General features: G+C 67.7%; 14 protein-coding genes. 8 read left to right on the top strand and 6 right to left on the bottom strand.

The genetic code is table 11. The features are described from left to right. Window positions 1–138: 138 nt before the first annotated feature. Window positions 139–858 carry a peptidoglycan editing factor PgeF gene (gene pgeF / locus DZC52_RS09220; protein ID WP_116650850.1) on the bottom strand — a complete coding sequence of 240 codons (720 nt, stop codon included), beginning with the start codon at window positions 856–858 and terminating at the stop codon, window positions 139–141. Next, the gene (gene rluD, locus DZC52_RS09215; RefSeq protein ID WP_116650849.1) at window positions 845–1,795 is read right to left on the bottom strand and encodes a 23S rRNA pseudouridine(1911/1915/1917) synthase RluD; all 951 of its coding nucleotides are present in this window, start codon (window positions 1,793–1,795) and stop codon (window positions 845–847) included. Before rluD ends, pgeF begins: the two co-directional genes overlap by 14 nt. Before the next feature lie 43 nt (window positions 1,796–1,838). Here rluD and DZC52_RS09210 point away from each other — a divergent pair, with 43 nt between their 5' ends. Together DZC52_RS09210 and DZC52_RS09205 are read left to right on the top strand one after the other, a co-directional pair. After that, the gene (locus tag DZC52_RS09210; RefSeq protein WP_116650848.1) at window positions 1,839–2,690 is read left to right on the top strand and encodes an outer membrane protein assembly factor BamD; all 852 of its coding nucleotides are present in this window, start codon (window positions 1,839–1,841) and stop codon (window positions 2,688–2,690) included. Window positions 2,691–2,715: 25 nt separating this feature from the next. Then, the gene (locus tag DZC52_RS09205) at window positions 2,716–3,603 is read left to right on the top strand and encodes a polyprenyl synthetase family protein (RefSeq protein WP_181918867.1); all 888 of its coding nucleotides are present in this window, start codon (window positions 2,716–2,718) and stop codon (window positions 3,601–3,603) included. On the opposite strand, the gene trmB is transcribed toward DZC52_RS09205, so the two are convergent. Both trmB and DZC52_RS09195 read right to left on the bottom strand, forming a co-directional pair. Continuing rightward, window positions 3,587–4,270, bottom strand: coding sequence for a tRNA (guanosine(46)-N7)-methyltransferase TrmB (trmB, locus tag DZC52_RS09200; RefSeq protein ID WP_116650846.1), 684 nt, complete (start codon window positions 4,268–4,270; stop codon window positions 3,587–3,589). The genes DZC52_RS09205 and trmB overlap by 17 nt on opposite strands. A gap of 165 nt (window positions 4,271–4,435) precedes the next feature. Beyond that, entirely contained in the window at window positions 4,436–5,302 is an 867-nt protein-coding gene (locus DZC52_RS09195) for an EamA family transporter (protein ID WP_116650845.1), read from the bottom strand. Between the two features lie 162 nt (window positions 5,303–5,464). On the opposite strand from DZC52_RS09195, the gene DZC52_RS09190 reads away from it, so the two are divergent. After that, on the top strand, window positions 5,465–8,335 hold the full coding sequence (locus tag DZC52_RS09190; protein ID WP_181918866.1) for a bifunctional diguanylate cyclase/phosphodiesterase: 2,871 nt from the start codon (window positions 5,465–5,467) through the stop codon (window positions 8,333–8,335). Window positions 8,336–8,361: 26 nt separating this feature from the next. On the opposite strand, the gene DZC52_RS09185 is transcribed toward DZC52_RS09190, so the two are convergent. Next, a complete protein-coding gene (locus DZC52_RS09185; RefSeq protein ID WP_116650843.1) occupies window positions 8,362–8,586 on the bottom strand; it encodes a hypothetical protein in 225 nt (74 codons plus the stop codon). Between the two features lie 147 nt (window positions 8,587–8,733). Between DZC52_RS09185 and DZC52_RS09180 the strand changes: the two genes are divergently transcribed. The 5 genes from DZC52_RS09180 (at window position 8,734) to DZC52_RS09160 (ending at window position 17,180) form a co-directional block, all read left to right on the top strand. Next, entirely contained in the window at window positions 8,734–10,242 is a 1,509-nt protein-coding gene (locus DZC52_RS09180) for a YifB family Mg chelatase-like AAA ATPase (protein WP_116650842.1), read from the top strand. Between the two features lie 61 nt (window positions 10,243–10,303). Beyond that, window positions 10,304–12,220: an autotransporter assembly complex protein TamA gene (locus tag DZC52_RS09175; RefSeq protein WP_116650841.1), complete on the top strand. Its 1,917-nt coding sequence runs from the start codon at window positions 10,304–10,306 to the stop codon at window positions 12,218–12,220. Then, a complete protein-coding gene (locus tag DZC52_RS09170) occupies window positions 12,217–16,047 on the top strand; it encodes a translocation/assembly module TamB domain-containing protein (protein WP_116650840.1) in 3,831 nt (1,276 codons plus the stop codon). Before DZC52_RS09175 ends, DZC52_RS09170 begins: the two co-directional genes overlap by 4 nt. A gap of 56 nt (window positions 16,048–16,103) precedes the next feature. Beyond that, window positions 16,104–16,571 (top strand): PaaI family thioesterase, encoded by a 468-nt coding sequence (locus DZC52_RS09165; protein WP_116650839.1) that lies wholly within the window; start codon window positions 16,104–16,106, stop codon window positions 16,569–16,571. A gap of 114 nt (window positions 16,572–16,685) precedes the next feature. Beyond that, window positions 16,686–17,180 (top strand): hypothetical protein, encoded by a 495-nt coding sequence (locus DZC52_RS09160; RefSeq protein ID WP_147307647.1) that lies wholly within the window; start codon window positions 16,686–16,688, stop codon window positions 17,178–17,180. 58 nt (window positions 17,181–17,238) lie between these two features. Here DZC52_RS09160 and cspE read toward each other — a convergent pair whose 3' ends face one another. Next, entirely contained in the window at window positions 17,239–17,442 is a 204-nt protein-coding gene (gene cspE, locus DZC52_RS09155; RefSeq protein ID WP_116650837.1) for a transcription antiterminator/RNA stability regulator CspE, read from the bottom strand. Between the last annotated feature and the right edge of the window lie 38 nt (window positions 17,443–17,480).

Below are 17,480 nucleotides of genomic sequence, written 5' to 3'. Positions count from 1 at the left end.
ACGGAAAAGAGTCTCCGATGTCTGAGCGCGAAGCGCGAGTTGAGGAGACTCCCGTTCGAACCGAGTACCGCAGGGCATCCCGGCGCGGCAGCGCCGGGACAAGTCGTACGAGCGAAACGGGCAGGCCGGCCCGAAGGGCTACCCCGCCAACCAGATCACCGACGCCAGCCTTCCGGTCTGGCCCTCCCTGCGGAAGGAATAGAAGGTATCTGTTTCCTCGAAGGTGCAGCGACCACAATCGAACACCTCGACACCCACCGCGCGAAGCTGCTGGGCGGCGATCCACTTGAGGTCGGCGCGCCAGCGATCACCGTCGGCCTGGAAGGCGGCGGCCAGCACCGGATCGCGATCGACGAAGGCCGATCGCACTTCGCTGCCGACCTGGTAGCAGCCGGCGCAGATGCCCGGACCGATCCAGGCGCACAGCTCGTCGCCCGATACCGGCAGGCTGGTCAGGGTCTTGTCGATGATGCCGGCGGCCAGGGAACGCCAGCCGCCGTGCACGCCGGCCACCAGCGAAGCGTCGCGGGCAGCAAGCAGGATGGGCGGGCAATCGGCGGCCTGGATGACCACGACCTCCCCTGCCCGGTCGGTCCAGGCGGCATCCGCCTCGATGTCGGGCCGCCAGTCGGCCAGGTGGATCACGCGGCTGCCATGGACCTGCCTGAGCCAGCGCGGCTCCCCGGGCAACGCTTCGCTCACTCGATCGCGATTGGCGGCAACCGATTCGGCGTCGTCGCCGCTGTTGACCCCGATGTTGAGCGATGCCCAGGGCCCGGCGCTGACCCCGCCGTCGCGGGTGGTGGTGAAGGCACCCACGCGCTCGTCGATCGGCCAGTCGGGCTCAATCACCTTCATCGGCGGCAAGAATCTCGATGAGTTCGCGCATGTCCGCCGGCATCGGCGCGACCGCCTCGACCGGCTCGCCGGTATCGGGATGCTCGAATCCGAGCCGCGCAGCGTGCAGGGCCTGGCGCCCGAAGCGCTGCCAGGCCGTGCGCTGGGCTTCGCTCAGCCCGGCGGGCGCGCCGCGCCGGCCATAGACCGGGTCGCCGATGATGGGATGGCGAACATGTGCCATGTGCACGCGAATCTGGTGGGTTCGACCGGTCTCGAGCTCCACGTCCAGCAGGGTCGCGCCCTTGAGGCGCCGCCCCACGCGATAGTGCGTCACCGCGCGCCGACCGTCGCGGCGCACGACCTGCCGACGGCGATCGACCGGGTGGCGGCCCAGCGGCTCGTCCACCGTGCCGCCGGCGATGATTTCGCCCCAGACCAGGGCCTGGTAGCGGCGCTTGATCTCCCGGCGCTTCATGGCCGCCACCAGGGCGCGGTGGCTGGTGGTCGTGCGCGCAATCAGCAGGCAGCCCGAGGTGTCCTTGTCCAGCCGGTGCACCAGGCCGGCCCGGGGCAACGGCGCCAGACCGGGATCGAAATGAAGCAGTGCATTGACCAAGGTGCCGTCCGGATTGCCGGAGCCCGGATGGACGACCAGCCCGGCCGGCTTATTGACGACCAGGAAAGCCGGATCGTCGACGAGCACGTCGAGCTCGATGGCCTGCGGCTGGACCCCGGAGTGCGCTTCGAGTTCGGCGTCCAGCTCGACCCGCTCCCCGCCGGAGACGCGCAGCTTGGGCTTGACCGCACCGCCGTCGACGCGCAGCTTGCCCTCGCGAATCCAGGCGGTGATCCGGCTTCGGGAGAAATCCGGCCACAGCTCGGCCAGTACGGCATCGAGCCGCTGTCCGGCGTGTGCGGCATCGATCCGCTCGTGCTTGTTCACTCGGGTCGTCATCGGGCTCGCGGCTGGTGGGCAGGTGCGGCGGGAGGATGGCATAATGGCCGGCCGCTGCCTGCATCAATTCGAATACGAGATCATTATGCGCAATTCCGCTTCAGCCCGTCGCCCGATTCTGCGCTTCGCGCTGCTGGCCCTGGTACTGCTCACGGTCCTCGCCGCGTGCAGCCGCGAGGAAATCGACGACGGCGTGCCGGCCGAGGAACTCTACGAGCGAGCCCATTCGGCGCTCCGGGCCAAGGCCTGGCCGCAGGCGATCGATCGCTACAAGCAGCTCACCACGCGCTACCCATTCGGTCGCCACGCCGAGCAGGCCCAGCTCGACATGGCCTTTGCGCAGTACAAGGCGCGCCAGTCCGAGCAGGCCATCACCACGCTCGACCGATTCATCCGCACCTACCCCACGCACCCCAACGTGGACTACGCCTGGTATCTCAAGGGGCTGGTGAACTACGACCAGGCCATGGGATTCCTGCGCCGGATGTTCCCGGGGCAGGTCGTCGACCGCGACCAGACCAGCGCCCGCCAGGCCTTCATGGACTTCCAGGAGCTGATCCGGCGCTTCCCCGAGAGCCGCTACGTGGCCGACGCGCGCCAGCGCATGGTGTTCCTGCGCAACGTCATGGCCGAGCAGGACGTCGTCATCGGTGAGTACTACTTCCGGCGCGGCGCCTACATCGCGGCCATCAACCGCGCCCGGCACGTCATCGAGACCTATCCGCAGGCGCCGGCCAACATCGAAGCGCTCGACCTCATGGCGCGCTCATACTCCCGGCTCGACATGCCGGAACTGGCCGCCGACACGCGCCGCGTCATCGAGCACAACTACGGCGATGTGGAATTCGAAGACGACAAGCCCGGTTTCTGGGGTCGCCTGTGGCCGTTCGACTGATCGGCGGATCCATCGCTTCGACTCCATGTCACCGTCGCCTTTCGCCGAGCGCGTCGACGGCCTGATCCGACGCGCCGAAAGCGTCCTGGGGGACCGCCTCAGGGCACTGCCCGTCAATGCCGCACGCCTGGCCGAGGCGATGCACTACGCCGCCCTCGGCGGCGGCAAGCGCCTGCGTCCGCTGCTCGTCTACGCCAGCGGGGAAGCACTCGACCGGCCGGCCGACGAACTCGACGCGCCGGCCATGGCAGTCGAGCTGATCCACTGCTATTCCCTGGTGCACGACGACCTGCCCGCCATGGACGACGATGACCTCCGGCGCGGCCGGCCCACCGTCCACCTGGCCTTCGACGAGGCCACCGCCATCCTGGCCGGCGACGCCCTGCAGGCCATGGCCTTCGAGGTGCTCACTGCGGTGCCCGACGCAGAAGCGTCACGCAGCATGTCGCGCGAACTCGCCCGCGCCTGCGGCGTGGTCGGCATGGCCGGCGGCCAGGCCCTGGACCTGCAGTTCGAGGGCTGCAAGCCCGACCGGGCGGCGGTCGAAGACATGTTCATGCGCAAGACCGGGGCGCTGATCCACGCCGCGGTGATGATGCCCACGGCCCTGCGCCCGGACCTGGCGCCGTCCCAGCGCGAGAGCCTGTCGCGCTTCGCCACGGCCATCGGCCTGGCCTTCCAGATTCGCGACGACCTGCTCGAGGTCGAGGGCGACACCGAAGCGATCGGCAAGTCCAGCGACAGCGACGCCAGCCGCCAGAAGGCCAGCTGGCCGACGCTATTCGGCGCCGACGCGGCCCGTGAACGCATCGAAGAGCTGTCCGGGCAAGCCGCTGCCGCGCTGGCGGACGTCGAGGGCAGAACGGAGGGGCTGACCTGGCTGGCCGGACGACTCCTCAACCGGAGGGTCTGATCCGACAGACAATGTCGACGATTTCGTGGCCCTTCTTCTCGCCTCGCCGCTCGAAGTGCGTCTGCGGGCGCCATTGCGGTCGCGGCACGTAGGGGTTGCCGACCAGTTCGAGCGACGGCACTTCGGCAATGGCCTCGAGCATCCACTCCGCATAAGGCGCCCAGTCGGTGGCCAGGTGCAGCAGGCCTTCGGGCTTCATGCGCCCGACCAGGCGCTCGAGAAACGCCGGCTGAATCAGGCGCCGCTTGTGGTGTCGCTTCTTGGGCCAGGGGTCGGGAAAGTAGATGCGGACTTCGTCGAGACTGCCGGGCACGACCTGATCGGCCAGCACCTCGACGGCATCGCGCATGGCGACGCGAACGTTGTCGAGCCCGTGCGAATCGACGCTCTTGAGCAGCCTGCCCACGCCCGGCTCGTGCACCTCGATACCGACGAAGTTCTTGTCCGGCTCGTTGGCCGCCATCCAGGCCAGCGCCTGCCCGTTTCCGAAACCGATTTCCATGACCAGCGGCGCGGCGCGTTCGAAAGCCTCGCGCAGGTCGGCCACCTCGCGGTCGATGCCGTAGCGCGGCAGCAGTTCGTCGAGCGCACGGCGCTGTCCGGGGGTCAGACGTCCGGGTCGGCGGACGAAGCTGCGGATGCGGCGGAGGTGCGTTTGTTCGTTCATTCGTTGGTTCGTTGGTGTTTTGGTGTTTTGGTGTTTTGGTGTACATGATGGACTGGGCGACCACGTTGCTCCGAAGACGCCGATCCCCGAGTCCCGTGTGACTGGCCGTAGCCGAACCAGCCAACCAGCCAACCAGCCAACCAGCCAACGATCCCAATTCCACACCTATTCTACCGGGCTCGCCGCCCTCGAATGACGGCCGCATACCCACACCGCCAACCCGATCACGGCCCCGCCGGCGACAACCCGCAGCCAGTCGACCTCGCGGTTCCAGAAGGCGAAGTTCACCAGGATCCCGGCGGGGATGAGCATATTGTTCATGGCGGCCAGCTGGCCCGTGTTGACGCGCTTGGCGCCCAGGTTCCAGCCGAGGTAACCCAGACCCGAGGCGCCGAGGCCGAGCCAGAGCAGAACGCTCCACTGCAAGGCCGTGGCCGGCCAGTGTGAATGGTCGGCGAACAGCAGCACTCCCAGGCCGGCGACCACGACGGCGCCGAGAAAGAACAGGCCGAAGGCCTGTACCTGCGAGACGGTGCCGCCGAGTTCCAGCCGCTTGTAGGCGACCTGTCCGGCAGCGAAGCAGAGATTGGCGCCCTGCACGAGCGCGAAGCCCGCGAGGAAGTCGGGGCTGACCGCACCGAAGCGGATGATCGCCGCCCCGCCCACCGCCAGCACGGCGCCCAGCCAGAAACGCCCGGCCACGTGCCGCCGCCCCAGCAGCACTTCATCGATCAGGGTCACGTACAGCGGCGTGAAGATCGTGAACAGCAGCAGCTCCGGCACGCTCAGGTAGCCGTAGGCGTGAAACAGGAACAGGTACATTAGCCCGATCTGCACGGCGCCGACGGCCATCAATGCACCGCCCGCCTTCCAGCCTGGCCGGGCGCGCACGAGCAGGGGCGCGAAAACGGCCAGGGCAAACAGCACCCGCAGGAACACCGAGACGAAGTTGTCGACCTGCCCGGACAGGTAAACGCCGATCAGCGAAAAACTGAAGGCCCAAACCAGGGTCACGATCCATAGCAATGACATGAGAGCCTCGTCAGATTTGTAGGGTGTGGGTGCAGACTGCGCACTTCCCGCGATCGGGACCACTTCCGATGGGAAGCCGGAAGTGATTGTACTTTGCCGAAAAACACGCCTAACATGTTCCACTTTAGTAGTCTCGGCGCACCCGCCCATGGTCAAGCACGGATGACCGACTCGGAGACCCGCTCACTCGCCGAGCGCCTGCACGGCTTGCCCGTGCTCTTCGCCACGGCGCTGCTCTTGCCGGCAATGGCCGCCCTTCCGGCCGGGGAACCATTGTCCCTGGCCCGCCACCTGCCGCTACAGGCACTCTTCGAGACAATATCTTCGGTAGCCGCCTTCCTCGTATTCGTGGTCGGCTGGATGAGCTACCAGCGCCGAGCACCGATCGCCGTGCTGCTCATCGCCGCGACTTTCCTGGGCGTCGCCCTCTTCGGCCTGGGCTTCCTGCTTTCCGACCAGCACACGACCGAACCGGAAGCGCTCTTCGGGGCCAGCACGGCACCGCTGTTCTGGATGGCGGCGCGGCTTCTCGCGGTTCTGGGCGTTGCCTTGGCCGTTCTCATTCCCTGGAAGGACAGGCCAACGTCACCCCAGACGCGCTCCCTGCTCCTGTCCTCTTTGCTCGGCCTGGTCGCGGGCACCTTCGCCGTCATACTCTTCGGGCGCGAGGACTTGCTCTCGGGCCTGCAGTCAGTGGTGGGAGTCGCGGCATTCCAAGACGGTATTCACTATTTTGCCGTCGCCATTTACTTGCTGAGCGCCGGAGTCCTGCAGTTCCATCGACGGTCGATCCCCAATATCGACACCCGCTCCCTTTCCGTCGCCATCGCATTCATCGTCCTGGCCTCGATCTCGTTCACCTTGCAGGCAACGACCAACGACACCTTCAACTTGCTGGGGCAAGTCTACAAGCTGTTCGCGTACTACTACCTGTTTCGCGCCGTGGTCATTAGCGGCATCGAGGAACCCTATCGCGAACTGGCCAGCGCGAGGGCCAGGCTCAGAGCAACGCTCGAGGCCCTGCCGGACATCATCTTCGAGCTGGACCGACGCGGCATCATTCACCAGATGCATTCGCGTTACCCCCATCTTATTGCCCAGCCCGAAGACGTGCGCGGGCGCTGCCTGCTCGATTTCCTTCCCGAGTCCGTACAACGCGAGTACCACAAGCTGCTGGACGACATCGACCGCAACGGTCGCTCCGGCGCCTACCAGTACAAGCTCGAAGCCGATGGAGAAACGCGCGACTACGAGGCCACGGGCAACCTGCTTCGCGATCCCGAGACGCCCGAGACCCGCTACATCGTGATTGTCCAGGACATCACCCAGCGCAAGCGTCTCGATCACGAGCTTCGCATCGCGGCTGCAGCCTTTGAATCCCAGGAGAGCATCTGCATCACCGACGAAGCGCACCGAACCCTGCGCGTGAACTCGGCATTTACGCGCATCACGGGATTCGCAGAGCACGAAATGATCGGAGGGGATCCCGCCATGCTCCTGCCGGAAGACGATCGCGCGGGATTCCGGCAGCGCATGGACGAACGCATGGAAGACCGCAGCCGCTGGCGGGGAGAGATCCGCCTGCGGCGCAAGAGCGGCGAGGTGCACTCACAGCTCCTTCTCGTCACCGCCGTACGCGGAGAACAGGGCCGCGTGCGCAACTTCATCTACGACTACATCGACATCAGCGCGCTGAAGAAAGCCGAAACACGCATCCAGCAACTGGCGCTCTATGACTCGCTGACCGGCCTGGGCAACCGCCGCCTGATGGAGGTGCGGCTGGCCCGCTCGATCGAGCAGGGTCACCAGTCGGGACACTACGGCAGCCTGCTGCTGATCAACCTGATCCAGTTCAAGAAGGTGAACGACGCCATGGGCTTCAGCGCCGGCGACCAGCTCCTGATCCAGGTCGCCCAGGAGCTGCGCGGCATTGCAGGTCAGGATGGCAACGCCTTCCGGCAGGGCGCCGACGAGTTCGCGTTGATCGTCGAAACCGCCGCCGGCGACGCCAGGTCTGCGGCCAGTCTCGTGCAGGCGACCGCCGATCGCGTTTTCGCCGCGCTCAATCGCGCATTCAGCATCAGCGGCGAGGAGTACTACAACCGCTGCCGGATCGGCGCCACGGTGTTCGATGGCCCCTCGGTCGACGGTGCGGAAGTGCTCGGACAGGCCGCCATCGCCCTGCACCAGGTCAAGGCGGATCCCGACCGGATCTTCAGCTTCTTCGACCCGGAGATGCAGCAGGTCGTCGCCCAGGAGCAGACGCTGGAGAGCGAACTCAGGAGAGCCATCGCCGAGGAACAGTTCCTGCTCCACTACCAACCCAAGGTCAACCGGGATCGCGAGATCGTCGGCCTGGAAGCGCTGATACGCTGGCAGCACCCCACTCGCGGCCTGCTGAGCCCCGGCGACTTCGTGCCGGCGGCGGAGAGAACGGGCCTGATCACGCCGATCGAGAAGTGGACGCTCGAACAGGCCATTGCGCAACTCGCCCGATGGCGCGACCACGACGCCCAGCGCAACTGGTCGATCAGCGTCAACGTCGCCTCAAGCCAGTTCTACCGGGACGAGTTCGAAATCCACCTGGATTCCCTGCTCGACCACTACGGCGTCGACGCCAGGCAGCTCATCCTCGAATTCACCGAAAGCACGCTCCTCCACGATGTCCACGCCGCGCGCGATAGGATCCTTCGCCTGGCCAAGCGGGGCGTGCGATTTTCCATCGACGACTTCGGCACGGGCTATTCGTCGCTGGCCTATCTCGGCCGTCTGCCCGTGCACGAACTCAAGATCGACCGCTCCTTCGTCAAGGACCTCGACCGAGAACCCTACAACGCGGCCATCGTGCGCATGGTCATCGAGATGGCGAACATCCTGGGCATGCAGGTCGTGGCCGAAGGCGTGGAAACAGAAGCGCAATACCGCTTCCTGACCCAGCAGGGCTGCGAGCTGCTGCAGGGCTATTTGTTCGGCCACCCGGTACCGGTTGAAGAGATCAACGATCCAGCCGATGACCAGGAATCCGTCCCGTGACCCCGCAGAAACCCCGGCGCCAGATTTCAGGGCTGCGGGAAAACCAATCCCCTTGATTCCGGATCGGTGGTGAACAGAAACCGATACCAGGTTGTGCCGTCCGGCTCGTCGACCACCAGTTCATCCGAGGACAGGGCGCCCCCCGCGTCAACGACCTCGTCCCCGGTCGCACGCCAAGAAAAATACCAACCGGCCAGCACAGGCAGCGCAACAAGCACAACCATCAATTTCCACTGCATCGCCAACCCCATGTCAATTGCCTGCGCCCGAGTGTAGCCACACGCCCCCCCGCGAATGCCAATGGCAGATTTCCTACAAGCCGTCGCGCGAAGCGTCCATTTCGCCGTCGCTGCCGTGCGCGCAAGCTGTTGGCAGTCTCAAGCTTCACGGGGAGCCGCATGGGCCTCGCCACCATCCAGTCACGCGCCGCCGTCGGCATCGAGGCACCCGAGGTGCTGTGCGAGGTCAATCTCTCGCCGGGGCTGCCGATGTTCGCCATCGTCGGGCTGCCGGAAACCGCCGTGCGCGAGAGCAAGGACCGCGTGCGCGCGGCGATGAAGAACTCCGAGTTCGACCTGCCGTCGTGGCGCACGACGGTGTCGCTCGCCCCGGCCGACCTGCCCAAGGAAGGCGCGCGCTTCGACCTGCCGATTGCCGTGGGCGTGCTCGCGGCATCCGGGCAGGTGCCCGACGATGATCTCGGCGACTGGGAATTCCTGGGCGAGCTGTCGCTGACCGGGCGTTTGCGCGCGGTCAAGGGCGCCCTGCCGGCGATCCTGCGCGCCCGCGAGCAGGGCCGCAAGCTGGTGCTGCCGCGCGCCAACGCCGAGGAAGCCGGGCTGGTCGGGGATGCCGAAATCTACCTGGCCGAATCGCTATGCGAAGTGGCCGAAGCCCTCAACGGTCACCAGCCGCTGCCGCGCGCCGAGCCGGTTTCGGGCTTCGAGGAGCTCGCCGGCCCCGACCTGGCCGACGTGCTCGGCCAGCATCGCGCGCGGCGCGCCCTGGAGATCGCCGCCGCCGGCGGCCACAACCTCCTGCTCATGGGCCCGCCGGGCACCGGCAAGACCCTGCTGGCCTCGCGCCTGCCCGGCATCCTGCCGCCGATGGACGAAACCGAGGCGCTGGAGGCGGCCGCCATCGCCTCGGTGGCCGGCAAGGAGCTGGAGCCGCCGACCTGGCGGCAGCGCAAGTTTCGCTCCCCGCATCACACCGCCTCGGGCGTGGCCCTCGTCGGCGGCGGCTCGAAGCCGCGCCCGGGCGAGATCTCCCTGGCGCACGGCGGCGTGCTTTTCCTCGACGAGCTGCCGGAATTCTCCCGCCACGTGCTCGAAGTGCTGCGCGAGCCCCTGGAATCGGGTCGCGTGGTCATCTCGCGCGCCGCGGTGCAGGCCGAGTTTCCCGCCCGCTTCATGCTGGTGGCCGCCATGAATCCCTGCCCCTGCGGCTACGAGGGTGACCCGTCCGGGCGCTGCGCCTGCACGCCCGACCAGATCCGGCGCTACCGCGACCGCATTTCCGGCCCACTGCTCGACCGCATCGACCTGCACGTCGAAGTGCCGCGCCAGTCGCTCAAGGACCTGCCCGAAGGCGAGTCGTCCGGCAAGGTGAGGGAACGCGTGCTCGAGGCCCGTGCCGTGCAGCAAGCGCGCGGCGACGTCAATTCGAGACTGGACGTGCGCGGCATTCGGAAACACTGCGCGCTCGACGGCCACCAGGCCACGCTGCTGGAGGCCGCGTGCGAGAAACTGCGCCTTTCGGCGCGCGCCCACCATCGCATCCTGCGCGTGGCCCGCACCATCGCCGACCTCGACGCCAGCGACCGCATCGAGGCACGGCACATCACCGAAGCGATCGGCTATCGGCAGCTCGACCGGCGGCGGGACGATTTCGCGCGCAGCGCCTGAACGTCGCGCCGGCACCACTGTCCGAGGGGTACCATAAGCACAGGAATTCCCGGGAGATTGCATGGCGGCCAGACTGCTGCCGGTCGTGCTCGGACTGGCCGCGCTGCTCGGCAGCGGCCAGGTTACCGCGGCCACCGTTGCCACCGAAATCAACGGCGTCGAAGGCGAGTTGCTCGACAACGTGCGCGCATCGGTGTCGCTGGTCCAGGCCGAGCAGCTCGACGAGCTGTCGCTGTGGCGCCTGCGCCAGATGGCCGAGGACGCCCGCTCCGAGATCGAGCAGGCACTCAGACCCTTCGGCTTCTACCGGCCCGGCATCCAGGTGCGCCTGATCGAGCCCGAGGACGACAGCCAGCACTGGCGCGCCCGCCTCGACATCAAGCCCGGCCCGCCGGTGCTGATCGACGAGGTCGCCATCGAGTTGCACGGCGACGGCCAGGACGACCCCGAGCTGTCGCAGTGGCGACGGGAATGGCCCTTGCAGCCGGGCGATCGGCTCGACCATCCCACCTGGGAAGAAGCCTGGCGGCGGCTCGAGCAGGTTGCCGAGGAGCGCGGTTACTTCAAGGCGCGCTTCGAGCAGCGGCGCGTGACGGTCGACGCCGAGCGCGAGCAAGCCGACGTGCGGATCGTGTTCGAGACAGGGCCGCGCTATCGCTTCGGCGACTACCGTGCCGACGAACAGCCCTTCAGCGAGTCGCTGATGGAACGACTGCACGTTCTCCGGCCCGACGAGCCCTACAGCGTCGACCGGCTCGATCGCCAGCGCGAGGCCCTGGTCCGTTCCGGCCTGTTCGAACGGGTGGTGATCGACACCGAGCGGGACAACGAAGAAGACCGCGTCGACCTCGACTACCGGCTGGAGCCGAGACCGCCCAACACCTGGCGCGCCACGGTGGGCTTCGGCACCGACACCGGCGCGCGCATGCAACTCGGCTGGACGCGCCACTACCTCAATTCCGGCGGCGACCGCCTCGAAGCCGCGCTCGGCGCCCAGCAGACCAACCAAGAATACGTGCTGCAGGCCGAATACCGGCATCCGCGCGGCGACCAGCCGTCGGAGTTCCTCACCGCCGGCACGACGCTGCGCAGCGAACAGGACAACTTCCGTTTCTACGACCAGGATCGGATCGAACCCGTCTTCGAGGCCTTCGACGGTCGCCGCGAGCAGACCGAACTGACCTTCGGGCGCCTGCAGGAAAGGCGCCTGTGGCCCGATCGCTACCAGGGACTCGAGGAACGGCTGTTCGTCTCGATCCTCAACGAGAGTTTCGATGCCTTCCGCGAAGGATCCTTCAGCCCCGAAAACGAGGCCCTGCTCGAGGCCAACCCCGAGCTACGACCCTACCTGGATACCGAAAGCCGCGTGATCGCCCTGGGCGGGCGCTGGCGCCTGCCGCGCATCGAGGGCACCGGCTTCGGCACCCACGGCTCGGTCTGGCGCGCGCACCTGCTCGGCGCGCACGAGTCGGCCGGCTCGGACGTGAGCTTCGCCCAGGCCTGGGTGAGCGGGCGCTGGCACCTGCTGTTCGGCGACCGCCACAAGCTGCTGCTGCGCGGCGAGGCCGGATATACCGAGGCCAATACCCGGCGGCTCGACATTGCCCTGGGCGATCGCAGCCTGGACCTGACCATCACGGACCTGCCCGAGCGCTACCGCTTCAAGACCGGCGGCGACCGCACCGTGCGCGGCTACGGCTACGAGGATCTCAGCACCAATCGCAACGGTGCCAATCACCTGCTGGTCGGTTCCGTGGAGTACGAGTATCGCGTGGGGGAGAACTGGTCGCTGGCGGCCTTCGCCGACATCGGCAACGCCTTCAACGATTTCGGCAACCCCAAGCTCAAGCGCGGGGTGGGGGTGGGGTTCCGCTGGTATACGATGATCGGGCCCTTGCGCATCGACATCGCCCAGGCGCTCGACGAGGTCGACGAGCCCTGGCGACTGCATTTCACCATCGGCACGCAACTGCTATGAAGAAGTGGCTGGTCATCGTCTGCATCGCCCTGCTCGTCCTGTTCCTGCTGGCGGGCTCGGCCTGGCTGTGGCTCACGCGCAGCGAAAGCGGCGCCCGCTGGGCCATGGCGCGTGCCGCCGGGGCCGTCGAGCGCCTCCAGTACGAGGAGCTTTCCGGCGGCCTGGCCTCGGGCCTCACGCTCGAGGGCGTCGATTTCGCCCACGCCGGCACGGCAATCAGCGCGCAGCGCCTGGAGCTGGCCGCCCGGATCGATCTGTTCGCCGGTCCGCGGGTGACGGTGCGCCACCTGCGCGGCCGCGGCATCGACGTTCATCTTCCGCCGGGCGAGGAGACCGAAGAGGGCGATGCGCCGGTTTTCGACCTGTCGATGCTGGCCAGCCCGGTCGAGGTCGTCGTCGAGGAACTGGACCTGCAGGAAGTCGACGTCCATGCCGGGGCCGAGCCGATCCGGATCGATCGGATCGCGCTGGCCGGCGGCTACGGTGAGGAACTGGCGCTAGAGCGGTTCAGAATCGAGACCGAAGCGGGAAGCGCCAGCGCGACGGGTCGCTGGGCGCTCCAGCGCCGGGGGCGCGGGCAACTCGCCGTCGAGGCGGAAACCGAGCTGGCCGGAGGCAGCGTGCAAGCGGCCCGCATCGAACTCAGCGGCCGGCTGGACGCGCTGGACTTCGAATTGAGCAGCAGCGGTCCGGCCGCCCTCGACGGCAGCGGCCAGGTCCGCGACCTGCCCCGCTCGCCCGGCATCGACGCCGAGATCACCGGCAGCATTGCCGGCTGGCCCGACCTGCCCGTTGACATCGAGGATCTCGTCGTCTCCCTCGCCGGGCGGCCGAGCGACTGGCGCGCCGAATCCAGCGCGCGGGTGAGCGGGCCGGAACTGCCTCCCGGCGAATGGTCGCTGGCCCTGTCGGGCTCCACGCAGTCGCTGACCATCGACACCCTGGAAGCGCAGCTGCTCGACGGCCGGATCACCGGCAGCGGCCAGCTCGACTGGAGCGCGGCTGCGCCGGCCTCGCGCGCCCGCCTGCGGTTCGAATCCCTGGATCTCACGCCGCTTTACCCGGAATGGCCCAACCAGGGCCGCATCAGCGGCGAGCTGGCGGTCGCCACCCGGGACGGCGTGATCGACGTCGAATCCCTGGATCTCCGCGCCGAACCCGGCGAGTTGAGCGTGACCGGCAGCGGCCGCATCGATCCGGCCGGCGACGACGTCGACCTCACCCTGGAATGGCGGCAGTTTGCCTGGCCGCCGGTCACCGACGATGCCGAACCCCTGGTGGCCAGCGAATCCGGACGCATTCACGTCACCGGACGCATCAGCGACTGGCAGGCCCAGGTCGAGGCCATGCTCGAATCGCCGCAGACGCCGGCCGCGAGGATCGAGGCCAGCGCGAGCGGATCACGCGAGGCCGCCGAGATCGAACGATTGTCCGTCGACGCCGGTGAACACGGCGCGCTGACCCTCGACGGGCGCGTGGCCTGGCAGCCGACGCTGTCCGCCGACGTGAACCTGGCCCTGGACGCTTTCGATCCCGGCGTGTTCGTCAGCGAGCTGCCGGGTCGCATCGACGGACGTGCCGCGCTTCGTTTCGAACGCGGAGAACGCTTGCGCATCGACGTCGGCGTCGAGGAACTCGGTGGCCGCTTGCGCGGCCAGGTGCTGGCCGGTTCCGGCCGGGTCGCCTGGGTCGACGGCCGCCCCGAAAGCGCCGACCTCGAGCTGCAACTGGGCGACAACCGGATTGCGCTCGACAACCGGGAATCGGCCGCCTGGCAGGTGGAGCTGGAGGCCGTCTCGCTCGAGCAGCTCTGGCCGACGCTCGCCGGAAGAGCGAGCCTCGCCGGCCAACTCCGCCCGGAAGCCGGCCGGGTCGAAATGCGCGGGCAGGTCGAAGACCTTCGTTACGACGAATACAACCTCGAGCGGGCCGATGTCGAGCTGGCGTTCGCCTGGCTGGAGCGACCGGAAATCGACCTGAACGTTTCGGCGAACAATCTCGATCTGCGGCCCTGGGATCGCATCGAGCAGCTGGAACTGACCCTGGCCGGCAGCTGCGCCCGACATAGCCTGGAGCTGAACGCCTCAAGCGCGCGCGGTGATCTCGATCTGGCGGCCAACGGCCGGCTCGGCGAGTGCCTGGAAGGCAACCTGGAATGGCGCGGCGAGATCGCCCGGCTGTATCTGGGAGAGACCCTGGCCGGCGACTGGCGACTGGCCGAGCCCCTGCCGCTCGGGGTCTCCGCCAGCCGCGTGGATGCCGGCGCGGCCTGCCTGACCACGGCCGCGGACACGCCGGCACGGCTTTGCCTCGAGCACCTGGACGTCGGCGCGACCGGCCGCGTGGTCACGCGCGTCGAACAAGTGCCCATGGATCTCCTGCTGCTGCCGATCGATCCGGTGTTTTCCCTGACCACGCCGTTGTCGGGACGGGTCGAAGCGGCATGGGATGCCGCCGGCCTGTCGCGGGTGGACGGCCAGCTCCGGCTCGGCGCAGGCGTGGTCAAGGCGATCGGCGACGATGAGGAATTGCTCACCGTCGACTCGGTTCGCCTGGACATGAAACCGGGTGAGGACACCGCGCTGACCGTCGACCTGCGCGCCCGGCTGGAGGGACAGACACGCATCGACGGCCAGGCGCGCGTGGCCGACTTGCGCAATCTGGCCGAGACCCGGCTCGACGGCGAAGCGCAGCTCGACCTGCCCGACATCGCCGCCTTCGCACACCTGATCCCCCGGGTCGACCGCATCGGCGGGGCGGCCAACGGTCGCATCGAGCTGGCCGGCCCCCTCACCGGCCCGTCGGTCAGCGGCCGGCTGAGCGTGGCCGGAGGCGAAGTGGTCCATGCACCGCTCGGCCTGGACGTCCGCGACATCGAACTGACCCTGTCGGGATCGGCCGACCGCGCCACGCTGGAGGGCCGGGCACGGTCGGGAGACGGCGAGCTGGCGCTCTCCGGCGAGGCGCGCCTGCTCGACGAAGGCTGGCGCCTCGACAGCGAAATCCGCGGCGAGCAATTCGCCTTCGCCGGTGCCGACTGGCTCGAACTGACCGCCAGCCCGCAAGTCAGCCTGCAGGCGCAGCCCGATCGGGTCCGCATCGACGGCGACATCCACATCGACCGCCTGCGCGGCGGCCTGCCCCCCGGCACCGCCGACCGCATCCAGCCCTCGCCGGATATCGAGGTGGCAGGCGAGCAGGCCGAACGGGACGTCGCGGCCGCGCCGGCCCGCCGACGGGTGGAAGGCCGACTGGGCATCGACCTGGGCGAGCAGGCCAGCCTGGCCATGGAGAACTTCCAGACCGAACTGGCCGGGGAACTGGAACTGATCTGGAGCGGGCCGCCGAAACCCGAGGGCCGCGGCACGATCCGCCTGCCCGAAGGCTCGTACCGCGCCTACGGCCAGAACCTGGAGATCAGCGGCGGCGAAGTCATCTTCACCGGCCAGCCGATCGACAACCCGCGCCTCGACATCCGGGCCGTGCGCGACATCTTCGGCGACCCCGAAGTCGAAGCCGCCGGGGTGCACATCGCCGGCAGCGCCCGCAACCCGGACATCGAGCTCTACACCGACCCGCCGACCAGCCAGGAGAAGGCCCTGGCCTACGTGGTGACCGGCTCGGACTTCGACCACGCCGGCGGCCAGGGCGCGCTCAACGTCGGCTTCTACCTGCTGCCGAGGCTGTTCGTCAGTTACGGCGTGGGCCTGTTCGAGACGGGTAACGTGCTGTCGGGCCGGTATGAGTTCTCCCGGCACTGGGGCGTGCGCATGGTCTCGGGTGAACGCGACACGGGTGTTGATCTAAGCTATACCGTCAACAACTGACGCCGCGAGCCCGGTGAAAGCCACCGCTCCGCACAAGCATCGAACTCGGAGGAAGCATGAAAAACCCCTGCCTGCAGGAACGCTATGCCCCGCACAATGCCTGCTTCGGCTGCGGCCCGGCCAACGAGAAGGGGCTGCGTATCCGCTCGTTCGCACAAGGCGAACGCGTGGTGGCCGACTGGCAGCCCGAGCCCTATCACGAAGCCTTCCCGGGCGTGCTCAACGGCGGCATCATCGGCTCGCTGCTCGACTGCCACATGAACTGGACCGCCGCCTGGCACCTGATGCAGTCGCAGGACCTCGAGAAGCCGCCCTGCACGGTGACCATGGAATACGCCGTCAAGCTCCGGCGGCCCACCCCGTCGGACGGCCCCCTGCACCTCGAAGCCTGGGTGACGGATACCGACGAGAGGGGCATCGTCAGCGTCGAGGCGGAATTGGCGGCCGGTGGCGAAGTCTGCGATCGGGCCACCGGCAAGTTCGTCGCCGTCAAACCCGGCCATCCGGCCTATCACCGCTGGTAGGTCGGGGCCGCATCCCCGGACCTACGGCGCCTTGATGGAGGCCAAGCCCACCGCATGCAGCCCGCCGTCCGCAATGCCATAATCGCCCCAGTCAAACGAATCCTGGAGATCGCCATGTCAGCCACGAAATTGCTTCGCCTCGGCGCGCCGATGCTGCTGCTCATCGCCCTGGCTGCCTGCCAGGGGCAACAGGCCGGTGAACAGAAGGAAGCTTCGGCCGAGCCGGCGGAAAGCGAACAGTCCCAACCGGGCAACGACGACAATGCGAGCGACGAGGGCAAAAAAATGACCCAAGACACTCCCGATCGAATGGCACTGGAAGAAGCCGTCGAAGCGGCGCGAGAAGACCTGTCGGAGCGCACTGGCCGGGCGCTGGATGAGATCAGCGTCGTCCGGGCCCAGGAGGTCACCTGGGCCAACGGCGCCCTGGGGTGCCCCGAAGAGGGCATGATGTATACGCAGGCCCTGGTCGAAGGCTTCTACATCCTGCTCGCCGACGCAGACGGCGAACACGCCTATCACTCAGGCCGCGACGGCCAACCCTTCTTCTGCCCGCCCGACCGCAGCAAGGCACCGCCAAAGTCGGACCCGGAAGAACCCCTTTCCTGAAAACAAAAAAAACCCCGCCGTGGCGGGGTTTTACCTATCCGTCGTGAAGCGGTTCGCTTCAGGCGGGCTGCACGTTGGCGGCCTGCGGGCCCTTCGGGCCGTCCTGGATGTCGAAGGTCACCTTCTGACCTTCGGCCAGCGTCCTGAAGCCGCTGCCCTGGATCGCGGAGAAGTGAACGAAAACGTCCTTGCCGCCGTCATCCTGGCTGATGAAACCGAAACCCTTGGCTTCGTTGAACCACTTGACTGAACCTGTTGCCATGATCTTGCTACCTGTATAAACAAAAAATAAAAGTGCCG

This window comes from Wenzhouxiangella sediminis (genome assembly GCF_003410055.1).
Taxonomy (GTDB): domain Bacteria; phylum Pseudomonadota; class Gammaproteobacteria; order Xanthomonadales; family Wenzhouxiangellaceae; genus Wenzhouxiangella; species Wenzhouxiangella sediminis.
The sequence above is the reverse complement of the archived record's forward strand: the minus strand, read 5'-3'. Positions and strand labels throughout refer to the sequence as shown.

Excerpts from the sequence above, each read along its gene's own strand:
- cspE (WP_116650837.1), bottom strand. The coding sequence starts at position 17,442 with ATGGCAACAGGTTCAGTCAAGTGGTTCAACGAAGCCAAGGGTTTCGGT.
- DZC52_RS09190 (WP_181918866.1), top strand. The coding sequence starts at position 5,465 with ATGACCGACTCGGAGACCCGCTCACTCGCCGAGCGCCTGCACGGCTTG.
- rluD (WP_116650849.1), bottom strand. The coding sequence starts at position 1,795 with ATGACGACCCGAGTGAACAAGCACGAGCGGATCGATGCCGCACACGCC.
- DZC52_RS09210 (WP_116650848.1), top strand. The coding sequence starts at position 1,839 with ATGGCCGGCCGCTGCCTGCATCAATTCGAATACGAGATCATTATGCGC.
- DZC52_RS09180 (WP_116650842.1), top strand. The coding sequence starts at position 8,734 with ATGGGCCTCGCCACCATCCAGTCACGCGCCGCCGTCGGCATCGAGGCA.
- pgeF (WP_116650850.1), bottom strand. The coding sequence starts at position 858 with ATGAAGGTGATTGAGCCCGACTGGCCGATCGACGAGCGCGTGGGTGCC.
- DZC52_RS09170 (WP_116650840.1), top strand. The coding sequence starts at position 12,217 with ATGAAGAAGTGGCTGGTCATCGTCTGCATCGCCCTGCTCGTCCTGTTC.
- DZC52_RS09165 (WP_116650839.1), top strand. The coding sequence starts at position 16,104 with ATGAAAAACCCCTGCCTGCAGGAACGCTATGCCCCGCACAATGCCTGC.
- DZC52_RS09160 (WP_147307647.1), top strand. The coding sequence starts at position 16,686 with ATGTCAGCCACGAAATTGCTTCGCCTCGGCGCGCCGATGCTGCTGCTC.
- trmB (WP_116650846.1), bottom strand. The coding sequence starts at position 4,270 with ATGAACGAACAAACGCACCTCCGCCGCATCCGCAGCTTCGTCCGCCGA.
- DZC52_RS09195 (WP_116650845.1), bottom strand. The coding sequence starts at position 5,302 with ATGTCATTGCTATGGATCGTGACCCTGGTTTGGGCCTTCAGTTTTTCG.
- DZC52_RS09175 (WP_116650841.1), top strand. The coding sequence starts at position 10,304 with ATGGCGGCCAGACTGCTGCCGGTCGTGCTCGGACTGGCCGCGCTGCTC.
- DZC52_RS09185 (WP_116650843.1), bottom strand. The coding sequence starts at position 8,586 with ATGGGGTTGGCGATGCAGTGGAAATTGATGGTTGTGCTTGTTGCGCTG.
- DZC52_RS09205 (WP_181918867.1), top strand. The coding sequence starts at position 2,716 with ATGTCACCGTCGCCTTTCGCCGAGCGCGTCGACGGCCTGATCCGACGC.